Below are 24,182 nucleotides of genomic sequence, written 5' to 3' on the forward strand. Positions count from 1 at the left end.
TGCGTTTTCAGCCCTCGCGCAGCACCGTCAACGGGCTGGCATTCAGTGCGCGGCGGGTGCCGAACACGCCGGCACCGCCGATCAGCACGGCGCCGATCACCGGCAGCAGCAATAGCCACGGATGCGGGTGCCAGGTCAGGTCGAACGCGTAGCGGTACAGCACCAGTGTCACCAGTTCAGTGCCCAGCGCTGCCAACAGCCCGCTGACTGCGCCCAACAACCCGAACTCGATACGCCGGGCCTTGACCAGCAACTTGCGCTCAGCCCCCAGCGCCCGCAGCAGGGCGCCCTGGCGAATCCGCTCATCGAGGGTTGCCTGGAGCCCGGAGAACAACACGGCCATCCCCGCTGCCAGGACAAACAACAGCACGTACTCCACCGCCAGGGTGACCTGGGCCAGGATGCTGCGCAGTTGTTCCAGCAGTGCCTCCACCTGCAGGATGGTCACCGCCGGGAAGGCCCGGGACAGGTCGACGATCTGTTGGTCATGGCCGGGTGCGAGGTAGAAGCTGGTCAGGTAGGTGGCCGGCAGGTCCTTCAGGGTGCCGGGCTGGAAGATCATGAAGAAGTTGGGCTGGAAGTTGTCCCAGTTGATTTCCCGCAGGCTGGTGACCCGCGCTTCACGGTTTTCCCCGCCGACGGTAAACACCAGGTGATCGTTGAGCTTGAGTTTCAGGCTGTCGGCGACCTTGGCCTCCACCGAGACGCCTGGAATCTCGTCGGTCGGTTGCGCCGTCCACCAGGAGCCCGCCGTCAACTTGTTGCCCGGTGGCAGGTCGGCGGCCCAGGTCAGGCTCAAGTCTCGCTGTACTGCACGATCGCCGCTGGAGTCCTTGCTGACAATCTCCTGCACTGGCGAGCCATTGATGCTGATCAGTCGTCCCGGTACCACCGGATACAGCGGAGCCGATTGCGCCTGTAATTCCAGCAGGCGTGCGCCGAAGGTGTCTTTGTCGGCGGGCAGGATGTTCAGGGCGAAATAGTTGGGGGCGTCCTTGGGCAACTGGTTCTGCCAGGTATCCAGCAATTCGCCGCGCAACAACGCGATCAAGCCCATGGATAACAGGATCAGCCCGAACGCCAGTGACTGCCCCGCGGCGGCCAGGGGATGACGCAGCAACTGGCCCAGCCCCAGGCGCCAGGGCAAGGAGGCCCGGGCCAGCAGGCGTCGCAGGCTTTGCAGCAACAGGAGCAGCAGGCCGCCGAGAACCAGCGCGGCAATCACGCCGCCGCCCAGCAGGGCGAAGGTCAGCACCAGGTCGAGGCTCAAGCGCCACATGATCAGGCCCAGGGCGAAGAGTGCGGCGCCGTAGACCATCCAGGTGCTGGAAGGGATTGGCAGCAAGTCGCGGCGCAATACCCGCAGTGGCGGCACCCGCCCCAGGGCGGCCAGCGGCGGTAGGGCGAAACCGGCGAGGGCTACCAGCCCGGTGCCAATCCCGGCAACGGCCGGCAGCAGCCCGCCGGGTGGAACGTCCGCCGGCAGCAGGTCATGCAACAGCGCAAACAGGCCCAATTGCGCCAGCCAGCCGAGCAGGGCGCCGGTCAGGCTGGCCAGCAACCCCAGCACGGCCAATTGCAGGCTGAACAGCAACATGGTTTCGCGTCGCGACAACCCGAGGCAGCGCAGCAGGGCGCTGGCATCAAAGCGTCGGCTGGCGAAGCGATTGGCCGAGAGCGCCACGGCCACGCCGGAGAGCAGCACCGCCACCAGGCTGGCCATGTTCAAGTAACGTTCGGCCTTGCCCAGCGCGCCGCCGATCTGCTGGTTGCCGTCGCGCGCATCCTGCAGCCGCTGGTTGGCAGCCAGGCCGGGCTTGACCAGGTCGCGATAGGTTTGCAGCACGGTGCCGCCTTGTGGCGCGCGCCACAGGTCGCGATAACTCACGCGACTGCCGGGCTGCACCACGCCGGTGGCGTCAAGGTCGGCCAGGTTGATCATCACCCTGGGCGTCAGGCTATAGAAGTTGCCGGCGCGATCCGGCTCATAGGTCAGCACGCGGGAAAGGCGCAGGGTCTTCATGCCGACGTCGATGCTGTCGCCGATTTTCAGGTTCAGTGCCGTCAACAGCCGTGCTTCCACCCAGGCTTCACCGGGTTTGGGGCCACCTCTGGCAGTTTCTTCGGCGAAGGGTTCGGCGGCGCTCTTCAGCTCGCCGCGCAACGGATACGCCTCGTTGACCGCCTTGATGCTGGACAGCTGGATGCCGGCGTCAGTGGCAATCACGCTGGAGAATTCCACCACCCTGGCGTGCTGCAGGCCCAGCTCGGTGCCACTCTGGATTTGCTCGGTGCGGGCGGGTGAACTGCCTTCCAGCACCAGGTCGGCCGCCAGGAACTCGGTGGCGCGCAACATCATCGCGCCGTTCAGGCGGGCACCGAAGTAACCGATGGCGGTGCTGGCGGCCACGGCCACCAGCAGGGCGAAGAACAGCACGCGCAGTTCGCCGGCGCGGGCATCGCGCAGCAACTGGCGAAGGGCAAGGCTGAACAGGCGCAACAAGGGCAAGCGTGCCATCAAGGCTCCAGGGGCGCGACCATCAGGCCGGCTTCAAGACGGATCAGGCGACGGCAACGGTGGGCCAGGCGCTCGTCATGGGTCACCAGCACCAGGGTCGTGCCGCTCTCTTTGTTGAGTTCGAACAGCAGGTCGCTGATGCGCTCGCCGGTATGGCTGTCGAGGTTGCCGGTGGGTTCATCGGCAAACAGCACGTCTGGTTCGGCAGCAAACGCCCGGGCAATCGCTACCCGTTGCTGCTCACCCCCCGAGAGTTGGCGCGGCGAGTGGGTGAGACGCTGGCCCAGGCCGACACGCTCCAGCAGGTGTTTGGCGCGCTCGCGGGCGTCCTTGCGGCCGTCCAGCTCCAGGGGCAGCATCACGTTTTCCAGCGCGTTGAGGCTGTCGAGCAACTGGAAGGACTGGAACACAAACCCCACGTGCTCGGCGCGGATGCGTGCACGCTGGTCTTCGTCGAGGGTACTCAGGGCCTGGCCGGCGAGGGTGACTTCGCCACTGCTGGGCAGGTCGAGGCCGGCCAGCAGGCCGAGGAGGGTGGATTTGCCGGAACCGGAGGCGCCGACGATAGCCAGGCTATCGCCCTTGTTCAGTTCCAGGCTCAGTTCGTGCAGGATAGTCAGTTCACCTTCCGCGCTGGGAACCACTTTGCTAAGGTTTCGCGCGGTGAGAATGCTTGCGCCCATGGAGAATCCAATGCGAATGTGGTTTTTGAGTGCTGGCCTGGCCTTGATGTGCATGGCCCAGAACGCAGCGGCGGGTACAGTCCTGATCGTTGGCGATAGTATCAGTGCCGGTTTCGGGCTGGATACCAGCAAAGGGTGGGTAGCGTTGTTGGGACAACGGCTCAAGAGCGAAGGTTTCGACGATAAAGTGGTCAACGCCTCTATCAGCGGCGACACCAGTGCCGGAGGCCGGGCGCGGCTGCCGGCGGCGCTTGCAGAGCATAAGCCGGACCTGGTGATCATTGAGCTGGGCGGCAATGACGGCCTGCGTGGGCAGCCACCCGAGCAATTGAAACAAAATCTTGCATCGATGATTGAACAGTCCAAGGCCAGCGGTGCCAAGGTGCTGCTGCTGGGCATGCAGTTACCGCCCAATTACGGCCCGAAATACACCACCGCGTTTGCCGAGGTCTACGGGGCGTTGGCCAAGGAGAAAAGCGTCCCGCTGGTACCGTTTTTCCTGGAAGGAATCGGCGGCCATCCAGAGCTGATGCAGGCTGACCAATTGCACCCGGCGGTTGGCGCGCAGGGCAAGTTGCTGGAAAATGTCTGGCCAACGCTAAAACCACTGCTATGACGCTTTTCTAGCAGCGGTCTTTCGGCTAAGGTGGCGCCCCCCCGATTTGGAGCCCCCGATGTCGCGTCCTGCCTGGTCACTGTTTGCCTACCAACTGATCGAGCCTGACGAACAGCTGGATCTGTTCGCCTGCCAGGAAGTCCGGGTGCATCTGGTGACGCGTCAATTGGAGTTGGGCGGGTCCATCGACCGCACCCTCTGCGGCACGTTGTTGCCTGCCCAGCCGCGCTGGTCATCGGTGGATCGCTCGATCTTCCAGGACCAGCGTTTGTGCCCCCTGTGCCGGGCGATCCTCGAGTCGCAAAAACGCGGCACACCGCCGATCTGGCCGGAGCTGCGCTTCGAGCTTTGAATATGGGTGCCCGCCGGGCAGCCGTGTACAATCCATTTTCTACTACCCGTCGATCTGCGAAGGAATTCCCGGATGTTGTCGCGCCTTTCCGCCGTCACCTGCTGCCTGTCTCTCGCTGCGCTCTGCGCGGCCGGTCCTGCTGCAGCCTTGCAGTTGCCTTTGCCGCCACCGGGTGAAGATATCGTTGGCCAGGTCCAGGTGATCAAGGCCAAGTACGAAGATACCTTCGCGGACCTCGGCACCACCTACGACCTGGGTTATTCGGAGATGGTCGCGGCCAACCCGGGCGTGGATGCCTGGCTGCCGGGAGCGGGTACCGAGATCGTGTTGCCGACGCGCTTCATCCTGCCGCCCGGCCCGCGTGAAGGCATCGTGATCAACCTGGCGGAGTACCGGCTCTACTACTACCCCAAGGGCCAGAACGTGGTGTACACGTTCCCGTTGGGGATTGGCCGTGAAGGCTGGGGCTCGCCAGTGGCCCACACCACCATCACGGGCAAGATCCCGAACCCGACCTGGACCCCGCCAGCCTCGATCAAGGCAGAACACGCCGCCAATGGCGACCCGTTGCCCAACGTCGTGCCGGCGGGCCCGGACAACCCGCTGGGGCCGTTCAAGTTCACCCTCGGCACGCCGGGCTACCTGATCCACGGTTCCAACATGAAGTTCGGCATCGGTACCCGTACCAGCCACGGTTGCTTCCGCATGTTCAACAACAACGTGCTGGAAATGGCCGACATGGTGCCGGTGGGCACGTCGGTGCGGATTATCAACGACGCCTACAAGTTCGGCGCGGCCGGGGGCAAGGTCTACCTGGAAGCCCATACGCCGCTGAACGACGATGGCACCCCATCGGTCGTCGACAAGCACACCGCCGTCATCAACGCCTTGCTCAAGCGTGAAGACCTGTCCAGCAACCTGCGGGTCAACTGGGACCAGGTGCGTGACGTGGTTGCGGCTGAAGACGGTTTGCCGACGGAAATCGGTGTACCCGGCGGGGCGCCGATGGTGTCGAGTACGCCGGTCGATCTGCAGCAGTAAGCCTGCACGATCCATAACCCGTTATCGCCTCGCGCGGTGACGGGTTTTTTATTGTCTGGAATCCAGCCAAATCACAGGCAAAAAAAAGCCGATCCAAGAATGGATCGGCTTGATAACAACCCCGGAGGATTATTACTTGCGGCTTGCTTTTTCAAGCATGCGCAGAGCGCGCTCGTTAGCTTCGTCAGCAGTCTGTTGTGCTTTTTGAGCAGCAGCCAGAGCTTCATCAGCTTTACGGTAGGCTTCGTCTGCACGAGCCTGGGAGCGTGCTGCTGCGTCTTCAGTTGCAGTCAGACGAGCTTCGGTTTCTTTGGAGACGCTGCTGCAACCGGTAGCCAGAACTGCGGCCAGAGCCAGAGCAGAGAATTTCAGAACGTTGTTCATCGTGTTCCCCTTCAAGGACTTTCTATTAAATGGCTACTTTCTCAGAGTGAGCTAATAGCCGGCGTACATACTACCCATTACTTGTAGTAAGTAAACTGACGTAGCGCAAGAAGCAAAAAAAATTCTCGCGTCCAATCTATTTTGGCTAATCTTTCGAGAGTCTGTATAAAAAATATGCAAATTTTTGCACTCGGCCGAGGATTGGATCCAGCCTGAAAGGGCCGGCTGGCATGTGTTAAGCCATGTAAACATAAGTCATTTTATATATCGTCCCTGACACTATTGTTCAGATTGTCTTTTCGCCATTCGGTATCTTTTGTGCATGTTGAGGTGACTTTAAGAGCGCGTGTTCGTCTCAAGCTTCAACTGCCGGCAATGTTCAGGCCATCGACGTAAGGAATCTCGATTGGCCCTTTCTATGTCCGCCAGCGCAACGGAAGACGAGCGCGTCTTGAGCAATTGTGCGATTGGCGCCTACTATTTCCCTGTGCTGGTTGTGAGCGCTAGTGCAAGGCACTGGCCGCTTTTCTCGTTGTCGAAACCGGCACCGGGTGGCGTAGATGTTCCTTCGCCGGAAAAACATCGGTAAGGTAGGGGTCAGAAACCAAGACCCGCGAGGAGTAGTGATGAGCGAGGCGTTGTCCATCCACCATGACCAGGCTGGTCATCAGTTCGAGACCAATGTGGACGGTCATCGTGCCTATCTGACCTATATGGATCTCGGGAAGCAGACCCTGGATATCTATCGCACCTTCGTGCCCAACGCATTGCGCGGCCGTGGCATTGCTGCCGCGCTGACCGAGGAAGCGTTGAAGTTCGCCGAAGAGGCAGGTTATACGGTGATCCCGTCCTGCTCCTACGTTGAGCGCTACATGGAGCGCCACCAGCGCCATGCCGCGAAGCTTTGAGCATTGAGTAGGGCGGTACGCAGGGCATCCCAGGATGCATTCCCACGCAGGGCGGGGGAACGATCAAAAAAAACGCCGGGTTTAGCCCGGCGTTTTTGTGTCCGCAGTCTGTGCTCAGCCGCGCTGGCGCTTGGGCAACACGTCCTTGAGCTTGGCGTGCATGCTGCGCAAGGTGGTCTCGGTGGCAGACCAGTCGATGCACGCATCGGTGATCGACACGCCGTATTGCAGGTCGGCCAGGTCCTTTGGAATCGCCTGGCAGCCCCAGTTCAGGTGGCTTTCGACCATCAGGCCGATGATCGACTGGTTGCCTTCCAGAATCTGGTTGGCCACGTTCTCCATCACCAGCGGTTGCAGGGCCGGGTCCTTGTTGGAGTTGGCGTGGCTGCAATCGACCATGATGTTCGGCTTGATCTTCGCCTTGTTCAGCGCCTGTTCGCACAAGGCCACGCTGACCGAATCATAGTTGGGCTTGCCATTGCCGCCACGCAGTACCACGTGACCGTAGGCGTTGCCCTTGGTGGTGACGATGGACACGCCACCTTCCTGGTTGATGCCCAGGAAGCGGTGCGGGCTGGAGACCGACTGCAGGGCGTTGATCGCCACGGTCAGGCCGCCATCGGTACCGTTCTTGAAACCCACGGCCGAGGACAGGCCGGAAGCCATTTCGCGGTGAGTCTGGGATTCGGTGGTGCGTGCACCAATTGCCGACCAGCTGATCAGGTCTTGCAGGTACTGCGGGGAAATCGGGTCCAGGGCTTCGGTTGCCGTCGGCAGGCCCATTTCCGCCAGGTCCAGCAGCAATTGACGACCGATGTGCAGGCCATCCTGGATCTTGAACGAGTCGTCCAGGTACGGGTCGTTGATCAAGCCTTTCCAGCCGACGGTGGTACGCGGCTTCTCGAAATAGACACGCATCACCAGGTACAAGGTGTCGGACACTTCCGCCGCCAGCACCTTCAGGCGCTCGGCGTATTCGTGGGCAGCCTTGAGGTCATGGATCGAGCACGGCCCGATGACCACGAACAGGCGGTGGTCGGTGCCGTCGAGAATCTCACGGATGACTTCGCGGCCCTTGGTGACGGTCTGCAGGGCAGCGTCGCTCAGGGGGATTTCGCGCTTGAGCTGATCGGGCGTGATCAGGGTCTCGTTGGATTCGACGTTAAGGTCGTTGATCGGTAAATCAGCCATCGTGTTACTCGTCAGGGTCACGGGTGCCGGCCGCCAGCGATCCCCGTGCGGCGGAGCACAGCATGATTTAAGTGCAGCGGGGAGCGGAACCTTAGCGCGTTACAAGGCTGCGAGACAATGGGCAACGTCCGCTTTAATCCAGCGCTGGCAGCACAAAAGCCTCATGGGAGAACTCGCCGGCATGGCGCGTGACCCATTCCCGGGCCAGCGCTTCGCTCTGCCCGAGTGTGGGCTCGACGCCTTCGTGGAGGCGGCAGTACCGTTCGATCTGGCACACTTGCTCACCCATTCGCGCACCGAACAAGGCCTGCTCATCGGTAAAGGCAATGTCGACGCGGTAGCCGTTTTCGGCCTTGCGGCACCATGCCACATAGCCCGGATAGCGGGCCGTCTGGCCCAGTGAGGGGATGTGCAACTCGATGGCCGCGCCCTGGCGCCAGGCGCGCGGGCAATTGCATGCGACGCCGCCCAGGCCGATAGTGTGCAGCCGTTGGCGGGAAATGCCGGAAATGGGGCGTTGGGTTATTTCGACAGCGACATCATCAGGGTGAGGAAAGAAACGACCCATGCACACGGACTCCGAGCACCGTCCAGTTGACGGCGGTGGCAGCAGTATAGTGAAAGAGCTGCAACTTACCGACCTGGATATCGACCAGCAATTACTGGGGCTTCCCGGCACGTCCCTGGTGGTGTTTACCGGTGACGGCTGCTCGCGTTGCCGCTTCCTGCACCAGCAACTGCCGGGTTGGGACTTGCCGGTGGACCGGGTGTGCTGGGTGGATGCGGGTCACAATGGCGGGGCAGTGGAGCGCTACGAGATCTTTCACCTGCCGGCGTTGTTTGTGGTGTGTAACGGGAAATTCCATGGAATATTAGCGTCACTGACGCGTCTGACCGCCAGCGACCTGACTCAAGGTGTGCAGCAGGCGCTCAAACGAATACCAGAGGAGTTGCCATGACCGAAGTAACCAAACAGTCGCCACGGATCGGGATCATCGGCACCGGGGCCATTGGTGGCTACTACGGTGTGATGCTCGCGCGCGCCGGCTTCGATGTGCATTTCCTGCTGCGCAGCGAGTACGCGGCGGTCAGCGAGCGCGGCCTGCAACTCAACAGCACGATCCACGGAACCGTGCACCTTCACCCGGTACAGGCTTATGCCCGCGCCGCCGACATGCCGCCGTGCGACTGGCTGCTGGTGGGCACCAAATCGACCGGGAATGTCGAACTGGCCCCGACCATCGCTCAAGTTGCCGCCCCGGACGCCAGGATAATCCTGTTGCAAAATGGCCTCGACGTAGAGGACAGCCTGCGTGAACACCTGCCGCCGTCGCTGCACCTGCTGGGTGGCCTGTGCTACATCGGCGTGCACCGTTCCGGTCCCGGGATCGTCGAGCATCAGGCGCTGGGCCGGGTCAACCTGGGTTACCACAGTGGCCCCGCGGCCAACGATGACAACGGTCGGCAAGCCATCGTCGAAGAAGGCGCCGCGCTGTTTCACCAGGCCGGTATCGATTCCCAGGCCATGGCCAATGTGCACCAGGCGCGCTGGCATAAACTGGTGTGGAACGTGCCTTACAACGGTCTCTCGGTAGTGTTCGGCACGGGCACCACGGCGATGATGGCGGATGAGTCCAGCCGCGAACTGATCCAGGCGCTGATGGCCGAAGTGGTGCAGGGCGCCCACGCCTGCGGGCATGAGATTCCCGCCAGTTACGCCGGGCAGATGTTCACCATGACCGAGAGCATGGATGACTACTTGCCCAGCATGTATCACGATTACGTGCACAAGCGCCCGCTGGAACTGGCGGCGATCTACGCGCGCCCCTTGGCCGCGGCCAACGCGGCGGGTTGTGAATTGCCACGCATGCAGGCGCTGTATCAGGCCTTGAGTTTTATGGATCGGCATAACCGCTGATTGGGGGGAACACCATGGCGAAGGGATTGGGCGACAAACTGGTGCTGGCGATTTCCTCGCGAGCGCTGTTCGACCTGAGCGAGAGCCACAAGGTCTACCTGGCCCAAGGCGTCGAGGCGTACCGCAAGTACCAGATCGACCACGAGGAAGAAACCCTCGAGCCCGGTGACGCCTTCCCGCTGGTGAAGAAACTCCTGAGCCTCAACGCCAGCCTCGGCCGCGCCCGGGTCGAGGTGGTGCTGGTGTCGCGCAACAGTGCCGACACCGGCTTGCGTGTATTCAATTCGATCCAGCATTACGGGCTCGACATCTCCCGCGCGGCGTTTGTCGGCGGGCGCAGCCCTTATCCTTATCTGGCGGCGTTTGGCTGCCACCTGTTTCTGTCCACCCATGCCGAGGATGTGCGCAGCGCCCTGGATGCCGGGTTTGCCGCAGCGACGATTCTGTCGGGCGGCGCAGGTCGGGCCTCCAGTGCTGAATTGCGGATCGCCTTCGATGGCGACGCGGTGCTGTTTTCCGACGAGTCCGAGCGCGTTTATCAGTCGGGCGGCCTTGAAGCCTTCCAGGCCAGCGAGCGCGAATCCGCCCGCGAGCCGTTGCGCGGCGGCCCATTCAAGGGCTTCCTGGCGGCACTCAACCTGTTGCAGCGCGAGTTCCCCGACGAGTCCTGCCCCATCCGCACTGCGCTGGTGACCGCCCGTTCGGCGCCTTCCCACGAGCGGGTGATTCGCACGCTGCGCGAGTGGGATATCCGTCTCGACGAGTCGCTGTTTCTTGGTGGCCTGGAGAAGTCGGCGTTCCTCGAAGCCTTCGCCGCCGATGTGTTTTTCGATGACCAGGAAGGGCATTGCGAGAAGGCCCGGGAGTTCGTGGCCACCGGTCACGTCCCCCATGGCATCAGTAACGAGTTGAAAATTCAGACCGAGGGCTGAGCACTGCCAAAGGCGCTGCTAAGCTGAATCAATCCCCGCCATCCTGGCTGCCCAGGAGGTTCTATGATTCGTTCGATGCTGTACGCCACTGACCTCGGTCTGTATGCCCCCTATGTGATGCAACATGCCCTGGCGCTGGCGCGAACGTTCAAGGCTGATCTGTATGTGATTCACGTGGTCGAGCCCATCGGGCTGTTCGCCGAATCGGTGTTGCACAGCTACCTTGATGAGAAGGCCTTGAGTGAATGGCAAAGCCAGGGCCTGACGACGGTGATGGCGACCATCGAACAACGGGTGCTCGACAGTTTTCGCGAGGAGCTGGGGGACGGGGAGCAGGACCTCAAGTTGATCCGTTCGGTGCGGGTGATCCAGGGTGATCCTTGTGAAGTGATTCTCGACCAGTCGCAGAAACTCTCTGTGGATTTGTTGATCGTAGGTAGTCACAGCCAGGCGGTCGGGGTGGCAACACCTCTGGGGAGAACCGCCGCACGGGTGCTGCAGCTGTCCCAGGTGCCGGTGTACCTGGTGCCGCTGTTGCAGCGTCGACGCAGTGACGACGTGTGATTGGTAGAAAACGATAAAAAGTTCTAGATTTATCCGTCTAACCTTTAATATAGTTATATACCGTCGCTGATACCCGTGGCGTCTATCCGCTTTGAGGGACACATATGAAGCTTCAACAACTGCGCTACATCTGGGAAGTGGCGCACCACGACCTCAACGTTTCCGCTACTGCTCAAAGCCTTTACACCTCGCAACCCGGTATCAGCAAGCAGATCCGCCTGCTCGAAGATGAGTTGGGCGTTGAAGTGTTCGCACGCAGCGGCAAGCACCTGACCCGTGTCACCCCGGCCGGTGAGCGCATCATCACCACCGCCGGCGAGATCCTGCGCAAGGTCGAAAGCATCAAGCAGATCGCCCAGGAATTCTCCAACGAGAAAAAGGGCACCCTGTCGATCGCCACCACCCACACCCAGGCGCGTTATGCGCTGCCGCCGGTGATCAGCAGCTTTATCAAGCAGTACCCGGACGTGGCCTTGCACATGCACCAGGGCTCGCCGATGCAGATCGCCGAGATGGCCGCCGACGGCACCGTCGATTTCGCGATTGCCACCGAAGCGCTGGAATTGTTCGGCGACCTGGTGATGATGCCGTGCTACCGCTGGAACCGTTGCGTCGTGGTCCCACAAGGCCACCCATTGGCCAAGCTGCCGAAGCTGACCCTGGAAGCCCTGGCTGAATACCCGATCGTGACTTACGTGTTCGGTTTCACCGGCCGTTCGAAACTCGACGAAGCCTTCAGCCATCGTGGCCTGACGCCGAAAGTGGTGTTCACCGCGGCTGACGCCGACGTCATCAAGACTTATGTGCGCCTGGGCCTGGGTGTCGGTATCGTCGCCAAGATGGCGGTCGACACCAAGCTCGACAACGACCTGGTGGTGCTCGATGCCAGCGAGCTGTTCGAGTCCAGCGTGACCAAGATCGGTTTCCGTCGTGGCACCTTCCTGCGTGGTTTCATGTGCGACTTCATCGAAAAGTTCGCGCCGCACCTGACGCGCGAAGTGATGGCCAAGGCCATCCAGTGCCACAACAAGCAGGAACTGGAAGAGCTGTTCGACGGCGTTGAACTACCGGTTCACTGATCGGCTTACTTCACCTCGGTAACAGCAAACTGTTGCCGAGCGCCCCCCACCAGAATCTCCACCTCATCCCCTTCGAACTTGCCCAACAGGCTTTTGCCCAGGGGCGAGCGTGGGGTGATGACGGTCACCGGTTGCCCCACCACATCGACCTTCAAGCCTGCGCCGTCCGGCGCCAGGAATAGCCACTGCTGGCGATCGTTTTCATCTGCCAACCCCAGTAATGCGCCGACTTCGATGCCGCGCTGGTCATCGTAGGCCCGCAGCTGCATGTTCTGGCAGAGCGTCAGCGCCTGCCGGATCTCCTCGACGCGTCGGGCCTGGCCGGCTGCCAGGTAAGAAGCCTCCAGGCCCAGGGTGTCGTACTTGTTCTCGGCGATGTTTTCTTCGTGGGTCGCGGTTTCGTACGCGGTTTGCGCGGCGCGCTGGGCGATATCGAGATCGACCGCGAGTTTGTCCAAAACCAACTGGTGAACGGCGTGTTTATTCATGGGCGGCTTTCGTGATCAATCGCAAAATTGCAGGACGTTGGCCCGGCTCTTGTCGTTGGGGGCGTTCTGGTCCTGTTGCAGCCAGAACTGGCATTTGGGGTTGGACAGGTTACGCGGGTTGTTGCGGGCTTGGTCCAGGGTTTGCTGTTGCTCCTGCTTGCGCAGGTTCTCCTGGTACTGCTCGAACATCCGGTTCGGTGGCTCCGGTGCAACCACCTCTGGCTTGCCCAGTTGCTGCACCACTCGGGCCACCGGCGCCACGGTTTGCTCGGGCAGGTAGCGGGAAGCCAGCCACACGCTCAGCACAATGGCGATAAACCCCAGCCACAGGCCGAAGGCCACGGCGATACTGAGTTTGAACAGCGAGAACGAACGATCAGACATGGTGGCCTCCTGGCAGGCACGTGCGGCATGGCGCCGATTGTCCCACAGCCGCGCGCAGAATAATCGCGATCAACCCTTCTGTATCGAGGCATTTATACGGACAATCGAGCCTTTGAGCGTTGGAGCCCGGAATGAAAGCCCGCTGGGATATTTTTTGCAGCGTCGTCGATAACTACGGCGACATCGGCGTGACCTGGCGCCTGGCCCGGCAATTGGTGGCGGAACAAGGGTGTGCGGTGCGCTTGTGGGTCGATGACCTGCGGGCGTTCGAACGCATGTGCCCCGAGATTGATGTGCAGGTGCACCAGCAATGGCAAGAGGGCGTCGACGTGCGCTACTGGCCCTCCGACTGGCCGGCGACCGACGCGGCAGACGTGGTGATCGCTGCGTTCGCCTGTCAATTGCCGCCTGGCTACATGGAAGCGATGGCCGCACGCGACCGCACGCCGTTGTGGATGAACCTGGATTACCTGAGCGCCGAAGACTGGGTGGTCGGCTGCCACGGTTTGCCCTCGGTGAAATTCAAGGGCGTGCAAAAGTACTTCTTCTTTCCCGGATTCCGTCCCGGCACCGGCGGTTTATTGCGTGAGGCGGGGCTGCTGGAACAGCGCGATGCCTTCCAGCAAGACGCCGCCGCCCGGCAGCAGTTTCTGCAGGCGCTTGGGGTTTTCCCGGTGGACGGTGCGCGAATGATGTCGTTGTTCGCCTATGAAAACGCCGGGCTGGCCAGTTGGCTTGACGTGCTGGCGGCCGATGGGCGCGCCACTCATCTGCTGGTGCCGGAAGGGCGGATCCTCGGAGATGTGCAGGGCTGGCTGGGGGTCGAGTCATTGGAAGTAGGTGATGTGCACCGGCGCGACGGGTTGACCGTGCAAGTGCTGCCGTTTGTGCGCCAGGAGCAATACGACCGGCTGTTGTGGTGCTGCGACTTCAACGCCGTGCGCGGCGAAGACTCGTTCGTGCGGGCGCAATGGGCCGGGCGGCCACTGTTGTGGCATATCTATCGCCAGGACGAAGACATTCACCTGGACAAGCTCGATGCGTTCCTTGAGCTGTATACCGAAGGTCTGTCTCCGGCTGCGAAAGTCGCGTTGGTCGGCCTTTGGCAGGCCTGGAACGCTGATGGCGATATGGCACTTTGCTGGAAAATGCTGCTGGAACACTGGCCGGAAGTGACCGCGAACGCCGAGAAATGGGCTCTGGAACAAGGCTCGCGGACCGATCTTGCGACGGCGCTGGTACAGTTTTATGTAAATTGGATATGATACGCGACCTTGATTTTTGTAAATCCCATCCAAATTTCGGATATTCGCAATGAAAACTGGTAAAGAACTGAAACCCGGTACAGTGATCCGTCTCGAAAACGACCCTTGGCTGGTTCAGAAAGCTGAGTTCACCAAGTCTGGTCGTAACAGCGCAATCATGAAGACCAAGCTGAAGAACCTGCTGACCGGTTACAAGACCGAGATCGTCTACAGCGCCGATGACAAACTGGACGACGTGATCCTCGACCGCAAAGAAGCGACCCTGTCCTTCATCAGCGGCGACACCTACACGTTTATGGACACCACCGACTACACCATGTACGAGCTGAACGCTGAAGACATCGAAGCCGTTCTGCCGTTCGTGGAAGAAGGCATGGAAGACGTCTGCGAAGCTATCTTCTTCGAAGACCGTCTGGTTTCCGTAGAGCTGCCGACCACTATCGTGCGTAAGGTTGCCTACACCGAAGGTTCCGCTCGCGGCGACACTTCGGGCAAGGTGATGAAGCCTGCCAAGCTGGCTAACGGTACCGAACTGCAAGTAGCCGATTTCATCGAAATCGACGACCTGATCGAGATCGACACCCGTGAAGGTGGTTCGTACAAAGGTCGCGCCAAGAAGTAATTCCTGCGCCACCGGTACGATAAAAAAAGCCCGACCATGCGTCGGGCTTTTTTGTGGGTGCCGGTTTTTACTTCAGGTGTTGCTTCAGCTCCTCGGACGCCTGCAGCAGCGCCGAACGAACCTCCGGTACCTGGCTGACGACATTCAGCAAACCGTAGTCATGGATCATGCCGTTGTAGCGCACGGCGGTCACCGGTACACCGGCTTCATCCAGCTTGCGGGCATAGGCTTCGCCTTCGTCACGCAGCACGTCCGAGCCTGCGGTCTGAATCAACGCAGGTGGCAAATCCTTGAGCTGCGCGGTGCTTGCCCGCAGGGGCGACGCATAGATCTCGGCGCGCTGGTTGGTGTCGGTGGTGTAGTTGTCCCAGAACCACTTCATCATGTTGCGGGTCAGGAAGTGGCCTTCGGCAAACTGGTTGTAGGACCCGGTGTCGAAGTTGGCGTCGGTCACCGGCCACAACAGCAGTTGGAACTTGATTGACGGAGTGCCCCTGTCCTTAGCCATCAGGCTGACCACCGCTGCCATGTTGCCGCCGACGCTGTTGCCGGCGACGGCCAGGCGTTTGCCATCAACGTTGATCTCGCTGCCGTGTTCGGCCACCCACTTGGTTGCCCCGTACGCCTGGTTGATCGCCACCGGGTAGTGCGCTTCAGGTGATGGCGTGTAGTTGACGAACACCGCCGCCGCTCCCGACCCCACCACCAGGTCACGTACCAGACGCTCGTGGGTCGGGAAATCCCCGAGTACCCAGCCACCGCCGTGGAAGAACATGAACACTGGCAATGTGCCCTTGACCCCGGCCGGACGCACGATGGTCAGGCTCAGCGGCTGGCCATCGACCTGAATGGTCTTCTGGCTCACGTCGGCCTTGGGCAGCGTCAGTTTCACGCCTGACTGTGCACCTGTCAGCACCGCACGGGCTTCCCTGGGCGTCAGTTGCTCCATCGGTTTGCCGGTGCCGGCGTTCAGTACATCGAGAAACGCCTGGGTGTTGTGTTCCACGTCACCGCTGGCCGCAAAGGCATTGGTGATCGAGAAGGCGAGCAGGGTGCCGGTGAGTACTTTGCCAAATGTGTTCATGTTCTTCTCCAAAAAACCGCGTGGGTCAGACGGTTACGTGCAGGCGTACATCGACGTTGCCACGGGTGGCGTTGGAGTAAGGGCAGACCTGGTGCGCAGCGTCGACCAGGCTTTGCGCGTCGTCCTGGGCCAGGCCGGGCAAGCTGACGTGCAGGTCGATGTCCAGGCCGAAACCGCCGGGGATTTGACCGATGCCGACGTGGGCAGTGATCGAAGCGTCATCCGGGATTTTGCGTTTGGTCTGGCTGGCGACGAATTTCAGGGCACCGATGAAGCAGGCGGAGTAACCGGCGGCGAACAGTTGTTCCGGGTTGGTGGCCTGGCCACCCGCGCCGCCCAGTTCTTTTGGCGTGGAGAGTTTTACATCGAGGATGTTGTCGCTGGAAACAGCACGACCATCACGGCCGCCGGTGGCGGTGGCTACTGCGGTGTAGAGAGCTTGCATGGTGATTTCCTCGTCAGTGTTTGCGCTAAATGTTTGCGCACTAAGTAAGTGGCGAGGTGAATGTATCGCGCTAATAGTTAGTGCGCAAGATATATTTGGAAAATATTTTGCGCGCTTTGATAGCCAGGCATTGCACAAACAAATGTGGGAGCGGGCTTGCTCGCGAATGAGGTGTGACAGTCACTAGATGCATTGACTGATCCACCGCATTCGCGAGCAAGCCCGCTCCCACATTTTTGATGCGTGGTGCCTTTAGAGGGAGACTTGCAGGTTTTTTCGCAGTGCCAGTAAATCGCCCTGCAGCTTGCGCAACTGCTCGATGTCCAGCCCGCTGGCGCCCAGGATGCACTGTGGAATCTCCATGGCTTTGTCCCGCAGGGCGCGCCCGGCCTCGGTCAATTCAACCACCACCACGCGCTCGTCTTCGCGGCTGCGGGTGCGGCTGAGCAGGCCTTCGGCTTCCAGGCGCTTGAGCAGCGGCGTCAGGGAGCCGGGATCCGTTAGCAGGCGATTGCTGATTTCGCCTACGGTCAAGCCATCCTCTTCCCACAGCACCATCATGGCCAGGTACTGCGGATAGGTCAGGCCGAGGGCTTGCAGCAGCGGTTTGTAGACCTTGGTCATCAACAACGAGGTGGAATGCAGGGCAAAACACAGTTGGTTGTCGAGCAACAAGGATTCGCAGGTATCGAGGGGCTTGGTCATGGCAGTGCCTTAAAACGTGTCTGGTTTCGAATCTAGCGGGCAAATCTTTAACGCGCCAGACAATTCTGTCCGGCCGGTCAACCCAGGCCGCTTTGCAGTGCCAGGTCCCAGGGCGGCACAGGGCTGAAGCGCGCCTTGAGGTATTCCAGCAACAAGCGGCTGCGGGCGTTGGCGTGTTGCTCCAGGCGGAGCGCATAGATGCCCGCGGTTTCAGGCGTCGGCAGGCCGTTCTCGCAGAACAGCGGGACCAGTTCACCGCGCACCAGGTATTCACTGGCGAGCCAGGTGGGCAGATGCGCAACACCCAGTCCGGCCAGCGCGCCTGAAAGCAGGGCTTCGGCGTTATTGGCGCTCATGCGAATGCGCTGCGGGCGGTAGGTGGATTTGCGCCCATCGAGCTCAAAACGCCAGGCGAACATCGGTGCCAGGCCTTCCCAATCCAGGCCGTCATGCTCGCTTAATTGGCTGGGATGGGTCGGGGTGCCACGGCTTTTCAGGTAGGCCGGGCTTGCGCAAGCGATGCGCACGATGCTGGCCAGTGGCGTGGCAATCAGCCGGGTGTCGACGATATGCCCGGCCCGCAGCACCAGGTCGACCTTGCCCAGATGCTCGCCCTGCATGTCGACAAAGCTGTCGATCAAGTGCAGGTGCACGTCCAGTCCCGGATAGACATTGAGAAAGTCAGCGATGGCAGGCGCCAAATGCCGCCTGCCGAAAGCCGCCGGTGCGTCCACGCGGATCAAGCCTTCAGGCGCATGACTCAGCGACACCGCTTCGGCCCGCGCCAGTTGCAGCTCGCTGACAATCCGCCGGGCGCGCTCGGCAAACGCCAGGCCGGCGGGCGTCGGCACCACCGCATGGGTGCTGCGTTGAAACAGCCGGCTACCCACCGAGCTTTCCAGGCTGTCGATGCGCCGCGCCACGGCCGAGGGCGTGAGCGGGTGACGGCGCGCGGCTGCAGAAAAGCTGCCGGCTTCCAGTACGTCGAGAAACAGGCTCAGTTGATCGGTCAATGTATTGGGGTTCATCAGCGTCTGCTTGTGCGAGATTGGCACAGCCATTGTGCGTTGCTGTGCGTTTCCGCACCAGAGCGGACTGCGTAGCATGCAAGGCCTGGGAACAGCAGGAGCGAGCGGGTGGCAGATTTAGCGTTGTATTTAATGCTGGGCGTAGCGTTGGGCACGGTCGGTGGCTTGTTCGGTATCGGCGGCGGGCTGATTGCCATTCCCGTGCTGGGAGTATTTTTCGGCCTCGACCAGCAGATCGCCCAAGGCACGGCCCTGGTGATGGTGGTGCCGAATGTGATGCTGGCGTTGTGGCGTTATCACCAGCGCAACCGGATTGAATTGCGTCATGCACTGCCGTTGGGCGTGATGGGTTTTTCCTTCGCCTGGCTGGGCTCGATCTGGGCGGTGGGAATCGATGCTGACGTGATGCGGGTGGGTTTTATCGCGTTTCTGCTGGTATTGGCGTCCTACAACCTGCTGCGAATGTTTACCCACAATGCACCGCCGTCAGCGCAGATGCGTTATTCCTGGCCGTGGCTTGGGGTGTTGGGCGCGGCGTCAGGCTCCATGGGTGGCTTGTTCGGGGTGGGCGGTGCAGTGGTTGCCACGCCGGTGCTGACCAGCATCTTCGGCACCAGCCAGGTGGTGGCCCAAGGGCTGTCGCTGGCCCTGGCTCTGCCGAGCACCAGCGTGACCCTGGTGACCTACGCCTGGCACCACGAAGTGGACTGGATGATCGGCGTGCCTTTGGCCGTCGGCGGTTTGCTCAGTATCAGTTGGGGCGTGAAAGTCGCCCACGCCATGCCGGAGCGGATGTTGCGCGGGCTGTTCTGCGGGTTCCTGGCGGTGTGTGCGGTGATGCTGACGTTTAAAGTTTGAAGCCTTCGAGGATGTATTCGGCGAGGCATTCGGTAATCGGCGAGGTGGTGCGCGGGTTGCGCAACAGCCGCAGGTTGACCGACGGCAGCGGCGGAAAACCGTCCGCTGTGCCCAATATGCGCAGGTCTTCGGTCACCAGGCTTTCCATATTGATCGTGACGGCCAGGCCGGCACCCACCACTGCGAGGATCGCGGCCCCGTTGGAGCTGTGATACGCCAGTCGGTACTCCTGCCCCTGGGCGTCCAGCGCGGCGCGTGCCCACTGCGTGCAAAAACTGTCGAGGCCGGAAATGGCCAGGGGCAGGGCGCTGTGCTCATCCATACAGAAGCAGGGCGCCGCCACCCACACCATGCGTTCATGGCGCAGCAGTTCGCCGATTTCATTTCCCGGTTCGCGGCTGATAACGGTCAGGTCGAGGTCCCGGCGCTGCATCAGCACCGGCGACGACTCGCAGTGCATTTCAATCTGGATCAGCGGGTAAGCCTTGGAGAAGCGCTTGAGAATCCCCGGCAAGTAGCGCATCACGTAATCGTCCGGGGTGCCGATGCGCACCAACCCGACCATGTGCGGCTCGCGCAGGGTGTTGAACACCTCGCTGTGCAGCTTCAGGATCCTGCGGGCATAGCCCAATAGCACCTGGCCTTCCGGAGTCAGCCGCACCTGGCGACCATCGCGCTCGAACAACTTGCGCTGCAACACATCTTCTTCCAGGCGTTTCATCTGCATGCTCACCGCCGACTGGGTGCGGTTGACCTGCTCGCCGGCGCGGGTAAAGCCCCCTTGATCAGCGATGGCGACGAAGGTGCGCAGCACCTCGGTGTCGATACTCGGGTAGCTGGACAATTGATCAATCTCCGAGATGTATTGCATAAGAAACATTCGTTGGATTGATCATAGCGCCAGGCACAGACTTCAGTCATCCCCACTGGAGGGCGAGATGATGAAAGGTCAAAGAGGCTTTGTACTGATGGCGAAGCGGCCGTTTTCCGGGCTGCTTCAACTGGGTTCCCGGTGGATGGCCGTGCACCGTGAGCGTCAGCTGTTGATGAGCATGAGCGATGAGGCGCTCAAGGACATCGGGCTCAACCGTGGCGATGTCGAGCAGGAAAGCCGCCGGCATTTTTGGGAAGACCCGCTGCGAAAATGACTCGGGATGCAGTAGGGTGGTTCGCGAGCACACAAGGAGATGCCCATGCCCGCAGAACTGTCCTTTTCCCTCAAGCAGGCGCGACGCCTGGCGCTGGCCGCCCAGGGTTTTTCCGGGCGCCAGCCGCCGGCGTTGATCAAGGCGGCGCAGGTCAATCGCCTGGTTGAGCGTTTGGGCGTGTTGCAGATTGATTCGGTAAATGCGGTGGTGCGTTCGCACTACCTGCCGCTGTTTTCCCGTCTGGGGCATTACTCTCCGTTGATTCTAGAGCAGGCCGCCTGGAGTTCGGGGCGGCGCCGCTCGCTGTTCGAATATTGGGGCCATGAGGCGTCGTTGTTGCCAATGGCGTTGTACCCATTGATGCGCTGGCGCATGGAACGGGCGGCCCGGGGGCAGGGGATCTATCAGCAAATGGCGCGTTTTGGTCGCGAGCAGCAGGCCACCATCGCCCGGGTGCTGGGCATCGTCGAACAACAAGGCGCCCTGGGTGCGGGCAGTTTGTCGACCCGCGAGGAGCGCGCCGGCCCGTGGTGGGACTGGAGCGATGAAAAGCATGCGCTGGAATGGTTGTTCGCCGCCGGCCAGGTGACCGTCGCCGGGAGGCGGGGTTTTGAGCGTTTGTATGACCTGCCGGAGCGTGTGATCCCGGCCGACATTCTCCAGCAACCCCCCTTGGACGAGGCTGAGGCGCAACGCGGTTTGCTGCTGCACAGCGCCACGGCGCTGGGGGTGGGCACTGAAAAAGACCTGCGCGACTACTTCCGTCTGGACCCGGCCGACAGCCGTGGGCGCCTGGCGGAGCTGGTCGAGGATGGGCAATTGATCACCTGCGAGGTCCAGGGCTGGAAACAGCCGGCTTATTGCCTGCCCGAGCCGAAAGTCCCGCGCAAGGTGCCTGCCAGCGCACTGTTATCGCCTTTTGATTCGCTGATCTGGGAGCGCAGCCGTACCGAGCGGTTGTTCGATTTCCGCTATCGGCTGGAGATCTACACGCCCCAGGACAAGCGGGTATATGGCTACTACGTGCTGCCGTTCCTGCACAACGAGCGGATTGCCGCGCGCGTGGATCTGCGGGCGGAGCGGGCGGCCGGACGCCTGGCGGTGCATGCCGTTCACGAGGAAGAGCCGGGGCTGGACGAGGAGGGCATGCGCGCGCTGGCCCTGAATCTGCGGCAGATGGCCGACTGGCTCGGGCTTGAGCAGATACAGCTCAATTGCCAGCGGGCCAGTGCGGCACGGTTGCGGGTAGAGCTTTTAACGCTTGACCTGTTTTAGCGTCTCGGCAATCAGGAATGCCAATTCCAGCGACTGATCGGCATTCATCCGTGGGTCGCAGTGGGTGTGGTAGCGGTCCGACAGCCCGTCTTCAGTAATCGGCCGCGCGCCACCGATGCACTCGGTGACGTTCTGCCCGGTCATCTCGATATGAATCCCGCCGGCGTAAGTGCCTTCGGCTTCATGCACCTGGAAGAACTCCTTCACCTCACTGAGAATCTGCGCGAAGTCCCGTGTCTTGTAGCCGCTGCTGGCCTTGATGGTGTTGCCGTGCATCGGGTCGGAACTCCACAGCACCTGCTTGCCCTCGCGCTGTACCGCGCGGATCAGGTTGGGCAGATGGTCGCCGACCTTGCTGGCACCCATGCGCGCAATCAGGTTCAGGCGGCCCGGGTCGTTGTCCGGGTTGAGGATGTCGATCAGGCGGATCAGGTCGTCGGGGTTCATGCTCGGGCCGACCTTGACCCCGATCGGGTTGTTCACCCCGCGCAGGAATTCGACGTGGGCACCGTCAAGTTGGCGGGTGCGATCACCGATCCAGAGCATGTGTGCCGAGCAGTCGTAATAGTCGTTGGTCAGGCTGTCGCGGCGCACGAAGGCTTGTTCGTAGTTGAGCAGCAGCGCTTCGTGGGCGGTGAAGAAACTGGTCTCGCGCAGTTGCGGCGAGCTGTCCATGCCACAGGCACGCATGAAGGCCAGGGTTTCGTCGATGCGGTCGGCCAGTTGGCTGTACTTCTCGGCCAGGGCGGAGTTGGCGATGAAGTCCAGGTTCCACTTGTGCACCTGGTGCAGGTCGGCAAAACCGCCCTGGGCAAACGCCCGCAGCAGGTTCAGGGTGGCGGTGGACTGGTGGTAGGACTGCAGCAGGCGGTCCGGATCGGGCACGCGGCTTTTTTCGTCGAAGCCGATACCGTTGACGATATCGCCGCGGTAGGCGGGCAGGGTGATGCCGTCGATGGTTTCATCGTTGGAAGAGCGCGGCTTGGCGAACTGGCCCGCCATACGCCCGACCTTGACCACCGGGCAGCCGGCAGCGAAGGTCATCACAATCGCCATCTGCAGCAGCACCTTGAAGGTGTCGCGGATTTTTGCCGCCGAGAACTCGGCAAAACTCTCGGCGCAATCGCCGCCTTGCAACAGGAAGGCGCGACCCTGGGTCACCTCGGCAAACTGACGGCGCAACTCACGGGCTTCACCGGCAAACACCAGCGGCGGATAGCTCGCCAGGTTTTGCTCGACCTGCGACAAATGCGCGGCGTCAGGGTACTGGGGTTGTTGCTGGATCGGCAGGGCGCGCCAGCTGTCGGGGCTCCAGGGTTGGCTCATCATGAACTCGAGTGATTTGCGGTCGGGCCGTCATGTTATCAGCAATTAGTACGTGACCTGCTGCCGCCGGTTCGCCCACAATCCCGGCTTTCCCGTTGGCACGCCGTTAGGAGTTGCAATGTCTGAGGAGCGCGTCGAGCGCCTGCTGGCCGAGGTCCATGATGACTTCGGCATGATCCGCGTGCTGGAAGTGGCCGATTACCGCTTTCTCGAGTTTGGCGATGCCATCGAGCAGAGTTGTGTGTTTACTGCTGACCCGAGCTGGTTGGAGTATGACTACACCCGCGCGATGCTGATTGGGGCGTTGTGCCATGAGCAGCCGGAGAGTGCGTTGTTCCTGGGCTTGGGCGCTGGGACGTTGACCCAGGCTTGCCTGAAGTTTCTGCCTTTGGATGATGTGGAAGCCATCGAACTGCGGCCTGATGTGCCGCGTCTGGCCATTGAGTACTTGGGGCTGGATGATGATCCTCGGCTGTATATCCGCGTTGGGGATGCGTTGGAATTGCTGCCTTCGGCTGAGTCGGCGGACCTGATTTTTGTCGACCTGTATACGGATGTTGGCCCGGGCGTTGGGCATCTGGCCTGGACGTTTCTGGAGAACTGCCAGAAGAAGCTGAATCCGGGGGGGTGGTTGGTGATTAATCAGTGGGCTACGGATGATGGGAAGCCGTTGGGAGCGGCGTTGTTGCGTGGGTTGTATCACCGGCATTATTGGGAGTTGCCGGTGAAGGAGGGGAATGTGATTTTGCTGGTGCCGGCGGATCTGGATCAGGTGCTCGATGTGGCGGCGTTGTCTGCGCGGGCTGAGGCGTTGGCGCCGCGGTTGGGGTATTCGTTGCAGTCGCTGATCAAGGCGATTCGGCCGGCTACGTAGGGTTTTGATTGTGTACATATCCGTTGCTGCGGTAACGGCCGCTTATGGTTCCGCTCTTACAGCGGGTCACTTTTGGCAAACGCCCGGAATGCCGGCCCAGCCAAAAGTAACCAAAAGGTCTTTGCCCCACCACTCGGTGCCTCGCCTAGGCTCGGCATGCCCGCACTCCGGCCCGGTTCCGCGGGCCGCCGCGACGGGCCATCCATGGCCCGGCGCGGCTAAATCGGCATCCTTGCCGATTTACCCGCTCCACCGTGCCTACTTGCGGCCATCGTGGTTGACGGGGCCCGCAGATCAAAATCAAAAGCAAGAGCACAGCGGCCTACCGGCCGGCTTGAGTGTTAAAAGCAAAAGCAAAGACCAGAGCGAAAACAAAGCTGCTTTTCTGTAGGAGCTGGCTTGCCTGCGATGCAGACACCTCGGTGCATCAGGTACACCCAGTTGATGCCATCGCAGGCAAGCCAGCTCCTACAGTGCACCGTGCCCGCTTTAGC

At 61.4% G+C, this 24,182-nt stretch carries 28 protein-coding genes; 15 read left to right on the top strand and 13 right to left on the bottom strand.

Going from position 1 to position 24,182, the window contains the following annotated elements; translation table 11 throughout:
• Positions 1-7: 7 nt before the first annotated feature.
• Both JV201_RS08645 and JV201_RS08650 read right to left on the bottom strand, forming a co-directional pair.
• Positions 8-2,518, bottom strand: coding sequence for an ABC transporter permease (locus JV201_RS08645; RefSeq protein ID WP_219406749.1), 2,511 nt, complete (start codon positions 2,516-2,518; stop codon positions 8-10).
• Positions 2,518-3,201 carry an ABC transporter ATP-binding protein gene (locus JV201_RS08650; protein WP_003218726.1) on the bottom strand — a complete coding sequence of 228 codons (684 nt, stop codon included), beginning with the start codon at positions 3,199-3,201 and terminating at the stop codon, positions 2,518-2,520. Before JV201_RS08650 ends, JV201_RS08645 begins: the two co-directional genes overlap by 1 nt.
• Before the next feature lie 10 nt (positions 3,202-3,211).
• Here JV201_RS08650 and JV201_RS08655 point away from each other — a divergent pair, with 10 nt between their 5' ends.
• From JV201_RS08655 to JV201_RS08665, 3 genes are all read left to right on the top strand, one after another.
• Positions 3,212-3,817 carry an arylesterase gene (locus JV201_RS08655; protein WP_219406750.1) on the top strand — a complete coding sequence of 202 codons (606 nt, stop codon included), beginning with the start codon at positions 3,212-3,214 and terminating at the stop codon, positions 3,815-3,817.
• 58 nt (positions 3,818-3,875) lie between these two features.
• Positions 3,876-4,169, top strand: coding sequence for a hypothetical protein (locus JV201_RS08660; protein WP_003218723.1), 294 nt, complete (start codon positions 3,876-3,878; stop codon positions 4,167-4,169).
• A 72-nt stretch (positions 4,170-4,241) separates the two neighbouring features.
• Positions 4,242-5,210 (top strand): L,D-transpeptidase family protein, encoded by a 969-nt coding sequence (locus JV201_RS08665; protein ID WP_008437756.1) that lies wholly within the window; start codon positions 4,242-4,244, stop codon positions 5,208-5,210.
• A 132-nt stretch (positions 5,211-5,342) separates the two neighbouring features.
• On the opposite strand, the gene oprI is transcribed toward JV201_RS08665, so the two are convergent.
• A complete protein-coding gene (gene oprI, locus JV201_RS08670; RefSeq protein ID WP_003172710.1) occupies positions 5,343-5,594 on the bottom strand; it encodes an outer membrane lipoprotei OprI in 252 nt (83 codons plus the stop codon).
• A gap of 626 nt (positions 5,595-6,220) precedes the next feature.
• Here oprI and JV201_RS08675 point away from each other — a divergent pair.
• The gene (locus tag JV201_RS08675) at positions 6,221-6,502 is read left to right on the top strand and encodes a GNAT family N-acetyltransferase (protein WP_003189869.1); all 282 of its coding nucleotides are present in this window, start codon (positions 6,221-6,223) and stop codon (positions 6,500-6,502) included.
• 114 nt (positions 6,503-6,616) lie between these two features.
• Here the strand turns inward: JV201_RS08675 and JV201_RS08680 are convergent, their stop codons facing one another.
• Both JV201_RS08680 and JV201_RS08685 read right to left on the bottom strand, forming a co-directional pair.
• A complete protein-coding gene (locus JV201_RS08680; protein WP_003218719.1) occupies positions 6,617-7,693 on the bottom strand; it encodes a 3-deoxy-7-phosphoheptulonate synthase in 1,077 nt (358 codons plus the stop codon).
• Positions 7,694-7,826: 133 nt separating this feature from the next.
• Positions 7,827-8,261: a PilZ domain-containing protein gene (locus JV201_RS08685; RefSeq protein WP_087693654.1), complete on the bottom strand. Its 435-nt coding sequence runs from the start codon at positions 8,259-8,261 to the stop codon at positions 7,827-7,829.
• On the opposite strand from JV201_RS08685, the gene JV201_RS08690 reads away from it, so the two are divergent.
• From JV201_RS08690 to cysB, 5 genes are all read left to right on the top strand, one after another.
• Positions 8,260-8,652, top strand: coding sequence for a thioredoxin (locus tag JV201_RS08690; RefSeq protein WP_102605075.1), 393 nt, complete (start codon positions 8,260-8,262; stop codon positions 8,650-8,652). The two genes, JV201_RS08685 and JV201_RS08690, sit on opposite strands and share 2 nt — an antisense overlap.
• Positions 8,649-9,611 (top strand): putative 2-dehydropantoate 2-reductase, encoded by a 963-nt coding sequence (locus JV201_RS08695; protein ID WP_102368441.1) that lies wholly within the window; start codon positions 8,649-8,651, stop codon positions 9,609-9,611. Before JV201_RS08690 ends, JV201_RS08695 begins: the two co-directional genes overlap by 4 nt.
• Positions 9,612-9,625: 14 nt before the next feature.
• The gene (locus JV201_RS08700) at positions 9,626-10,543 is read left to right on the top strand and encodes a 5'-nucleotidase (protein WP_003218711.1); all 918 of its coding nucleotides are present in this window, start codon (positions 9,626-9,628) and stop codon (positions 10,541-10,543) included.
• Between the two features lie 63 nt (positions 10,544-10,606).
• The gene (locus JV201_RS08705; RefSeq protein WP_219406751.1) at positions 10,607-11,107 is read left to right on the top strand and encodes a universal stress protein; all 501 of its coding nucleotides are present in this window, start codon (positions 10,607-10,609) and stop codon (positions 11,105-11,107) included.
• A 104-nt stretch (positions 11,108-11,211) separates the two neighbouring features.
• The gene (cysB, locus tag JV201_RS08710) at positions 11,212-12,186 is read left to right on the top strand and encodes an HTH-type transcriptional regulator CysB (RefSeq protein ID WP_003218707.1); all 975 of its coding nucleotides are present in this window, start codon (positions 11,212-11,214) and stop codon (positions 12,184-12,186) included.
• Between the two features lie 5 nt (positions 12,187-12,191).
• On the opposite strand, the gene JV201_RS08715 is transcribed toward cysB, so the two are convergent.
• Together JV201_RS08715 and JV201_RS08720 are read right to left on the bottom strand one after the other, a co-directional pair.
• The gene (locus tag JV201_RS08715; RefSeq protein WP_003218705.1) at positions 12,192-12,674 is read right to left on the bottom strand and encodes a GreA/GreB family elongation factor; all 483 of its coding nucleotides are present in this window, start codon (positions 12,672-12,674) and stop codon (positions 12,192-12,194) included.
• A 15-nt stretch (positions 12,675-12,689) separates the two neighbouring features.
• Positions 12,690-13,058 carry a hypothetical protein gene (locus tag JV201_RS08720; RefSeq protein WP_003218702.1) on the bottom strand — a complete coding sequence of 123 codons (369 nt, stop codon included), beginning with the start codon at positions 13,056-13,058 and terminating at the stop codon, positions 12,690-12,692.
• Between the two features lie 131 nt (positions 13,059-13,189).
• Between JV201_RS08720 and earP the strand changes: the two genes are divergently transcribed.
• Together earP and JV201_RS08730 are read left to right on the top strand one after the other, a co-directional pair.
• Complete coding sequence (earP, locus tag JV201_RS08725) at positions 13,190-14,323, top strand: elongation factor P maturation arginine rhamnosyltransferase EarP (RefSeq protein ID WP_178966197.1); 1,134 nt, start codon at positions 13,190-13,192, stop codon at positions 14,321-14,323.
• A 49-nt stretch (positions 14,324-14,372) separates the two neighbouring features.
• Positions 14,373-14,945: an elongation factor P gene (locus tag JV201_RS08730; protein WP_003218698.1), complete on the top strand. Its 573-nt coding sequence runs from the start codon at positions 14,373-14,375 to the stop codon at positions 14,943-14,945.
• Positions 14,946-15,012: 67 nt separating this feature from the next.
• On the opposite strand, the gene JV201_RS08735 is transcribed toward JV201_RS08730, so the two are convergent.
• From JV201_RS08735 to JV201_RS08750, 4 genes are all read right to left on the bottom strand, one after another.
• Complete coding sequence (locus tag JV201_RS08735; protein ID WP_219406752.1) at positions 15,013-16,029, bottom strand: alpha/beta hydrolase; 1,017 nt, start codon at positions 16,027-16,029, stop codon at positions 15,013-15,015.
• A 25-nt stretch (positions 16,030-16,054) separates the two neighbouring features.
• Positions 16,055-16,474 carry an organic hydroperoxide resistance protein gene (locus JV201_RS08740; protein WP_003218695.1) on the bottom strand — a complete coding sequence of 140 codons (420 nt, stop codon included), beginning with the start codon at positions 16,472-16,474 and terminating at the stop codon, positions 16,055-16,057.
• A 252-nt stretch (positions 16,475-16,726) separates the two neighbouring features.
• Positions 16,727-17,179, bottom strand: coding sequence for a MarR family winged helix-turn-helix transcriptional regulator (locus JV201_RS08745; RefSeq protein WP_219406753.1), 453 nt, complete (start codon positions 17,177-17,179; stop codon positions 16,727-16,729).
• Positions 17,180-17,256: 77 nt separating this feature from the next.
• Positions 17,257-18,207, bottom strand: a complete 951-nt coding sequence (locus JV201_RS08750) for a LysR family transcriptional regulator (RefSeq protein ID WP_008437773.1) — start codon at positions 18,205-18,207, stop codon at positions 17,257-17,259.
• 108 nt (positions 18,208-18,315) lie between these two features.
• On the opposite strand from JV201_RS08750, the gene JV201_RS08755 reads away from it, so the two are divergent.
• Positions 18,316-19,065, top strand: a complete 750-nt coding sequence (locus tag JV201_RS08755) for a sulfite exporter TauE/SafE family protein (RefSeq protein WP_177008070.1) — start codon at positions 18,316-18,318, stop codon at positions 19,063-19,065.
• Here JV201_RS08755 and JV201_RS08760 read toward each other — a convergent pair.
• Entirely contained in the window at positions 19,055-19,936 is an 882-nt protein-coding gene (locus JV201_RS08760; protein ID WP_023659060.1) for a LysR family transcriptional regulator, read from the bottom strand. The genes JV201_RS08755 and JV201_RS08760 overlap by 11 nt on opposite strands.
• A gap of 70 nt (positions 19,937-20,006) precedes the next feature.
• On the opposite strand from JV201_RS08760, the gene JV201_RS08765 reads away from it, so the two are divergent.
• Together JV201_RS08765 and JV201_RS08770 are read left to right on the top strand one after the other, a co-directional pair.
• Positions 20,007-20,213 (top strand): DUF1127 domain-containing protein, encoded by a 207-nt coding sequence (locus JV201_RS08765; protein WP_003218685.1) that lies wholly within the window; start codon positions 20,007-20,009, stop codon positions 20,211-20,213.
• A gap of 45 nt (positions 20,214-20,258) precedes the next feature.
• Positions 20,259-21,488 carry a winged helix-turn-helix domain-containing protein gene (locus tag JV201_RS08770; protein WP_008437776.1) on the top strand — a complete coding sequence of 410 codons (1,230 nt, stop codon included), beginning with the start codon at positions 20,259-20,261 and terminating at the stop codon, positions 21,486-21,488.
• On the opposite strand, the gene JV201_RS08775 is transcribed toward JV201_RS08770, so the two are convergent.
• Positions 21,468-22,814, bottom strand: a complete 1,347-nt coding sequence (locus JV201_RS08775) for a class II 3-deoxy-7-phosphoheptulonate synthase (RefSeq protein WP_087693647.1) — start codon at positions 22,812-22,814, stop codon at positions 21,468-21,470. The two genes, JV201_RS08770 and JV201_RS08775, sit on opposite strands and share 21 nt — an antisense overlap.
• Before the next feature lie 118 nt (positions 22,815-22,932).
• On the opposite strand from JV201_RS08775, the gene JV201_RS08780 reads away from it, so the two are divergent.
• The gene (locus JV201_RS08780) at positions 22,933-23,688 is read left to right on the top strand and encodes a spermidine synthase (RefSeq protein WP_087693646.1); all 756 of its coding nucleotides are present in this window, start codon (positions 22,933-22,935) and stop codon (positions 23,686-23,688) included.
• The last annotated feature ends 494 nt before the right edge of the window (positions 23,689-24,182 follow it).

This window comes from Pseudomonas sp. Colony2, assembly GCF_019382755.1.
In the GTDB taxonomy this organism is placed as follows: domain Bacteria; phylum Pseudomonadota; class Gammaproteobacteria; order Pseudomonadales; family Pseudomonadaceae; genus Aquipseudomonas.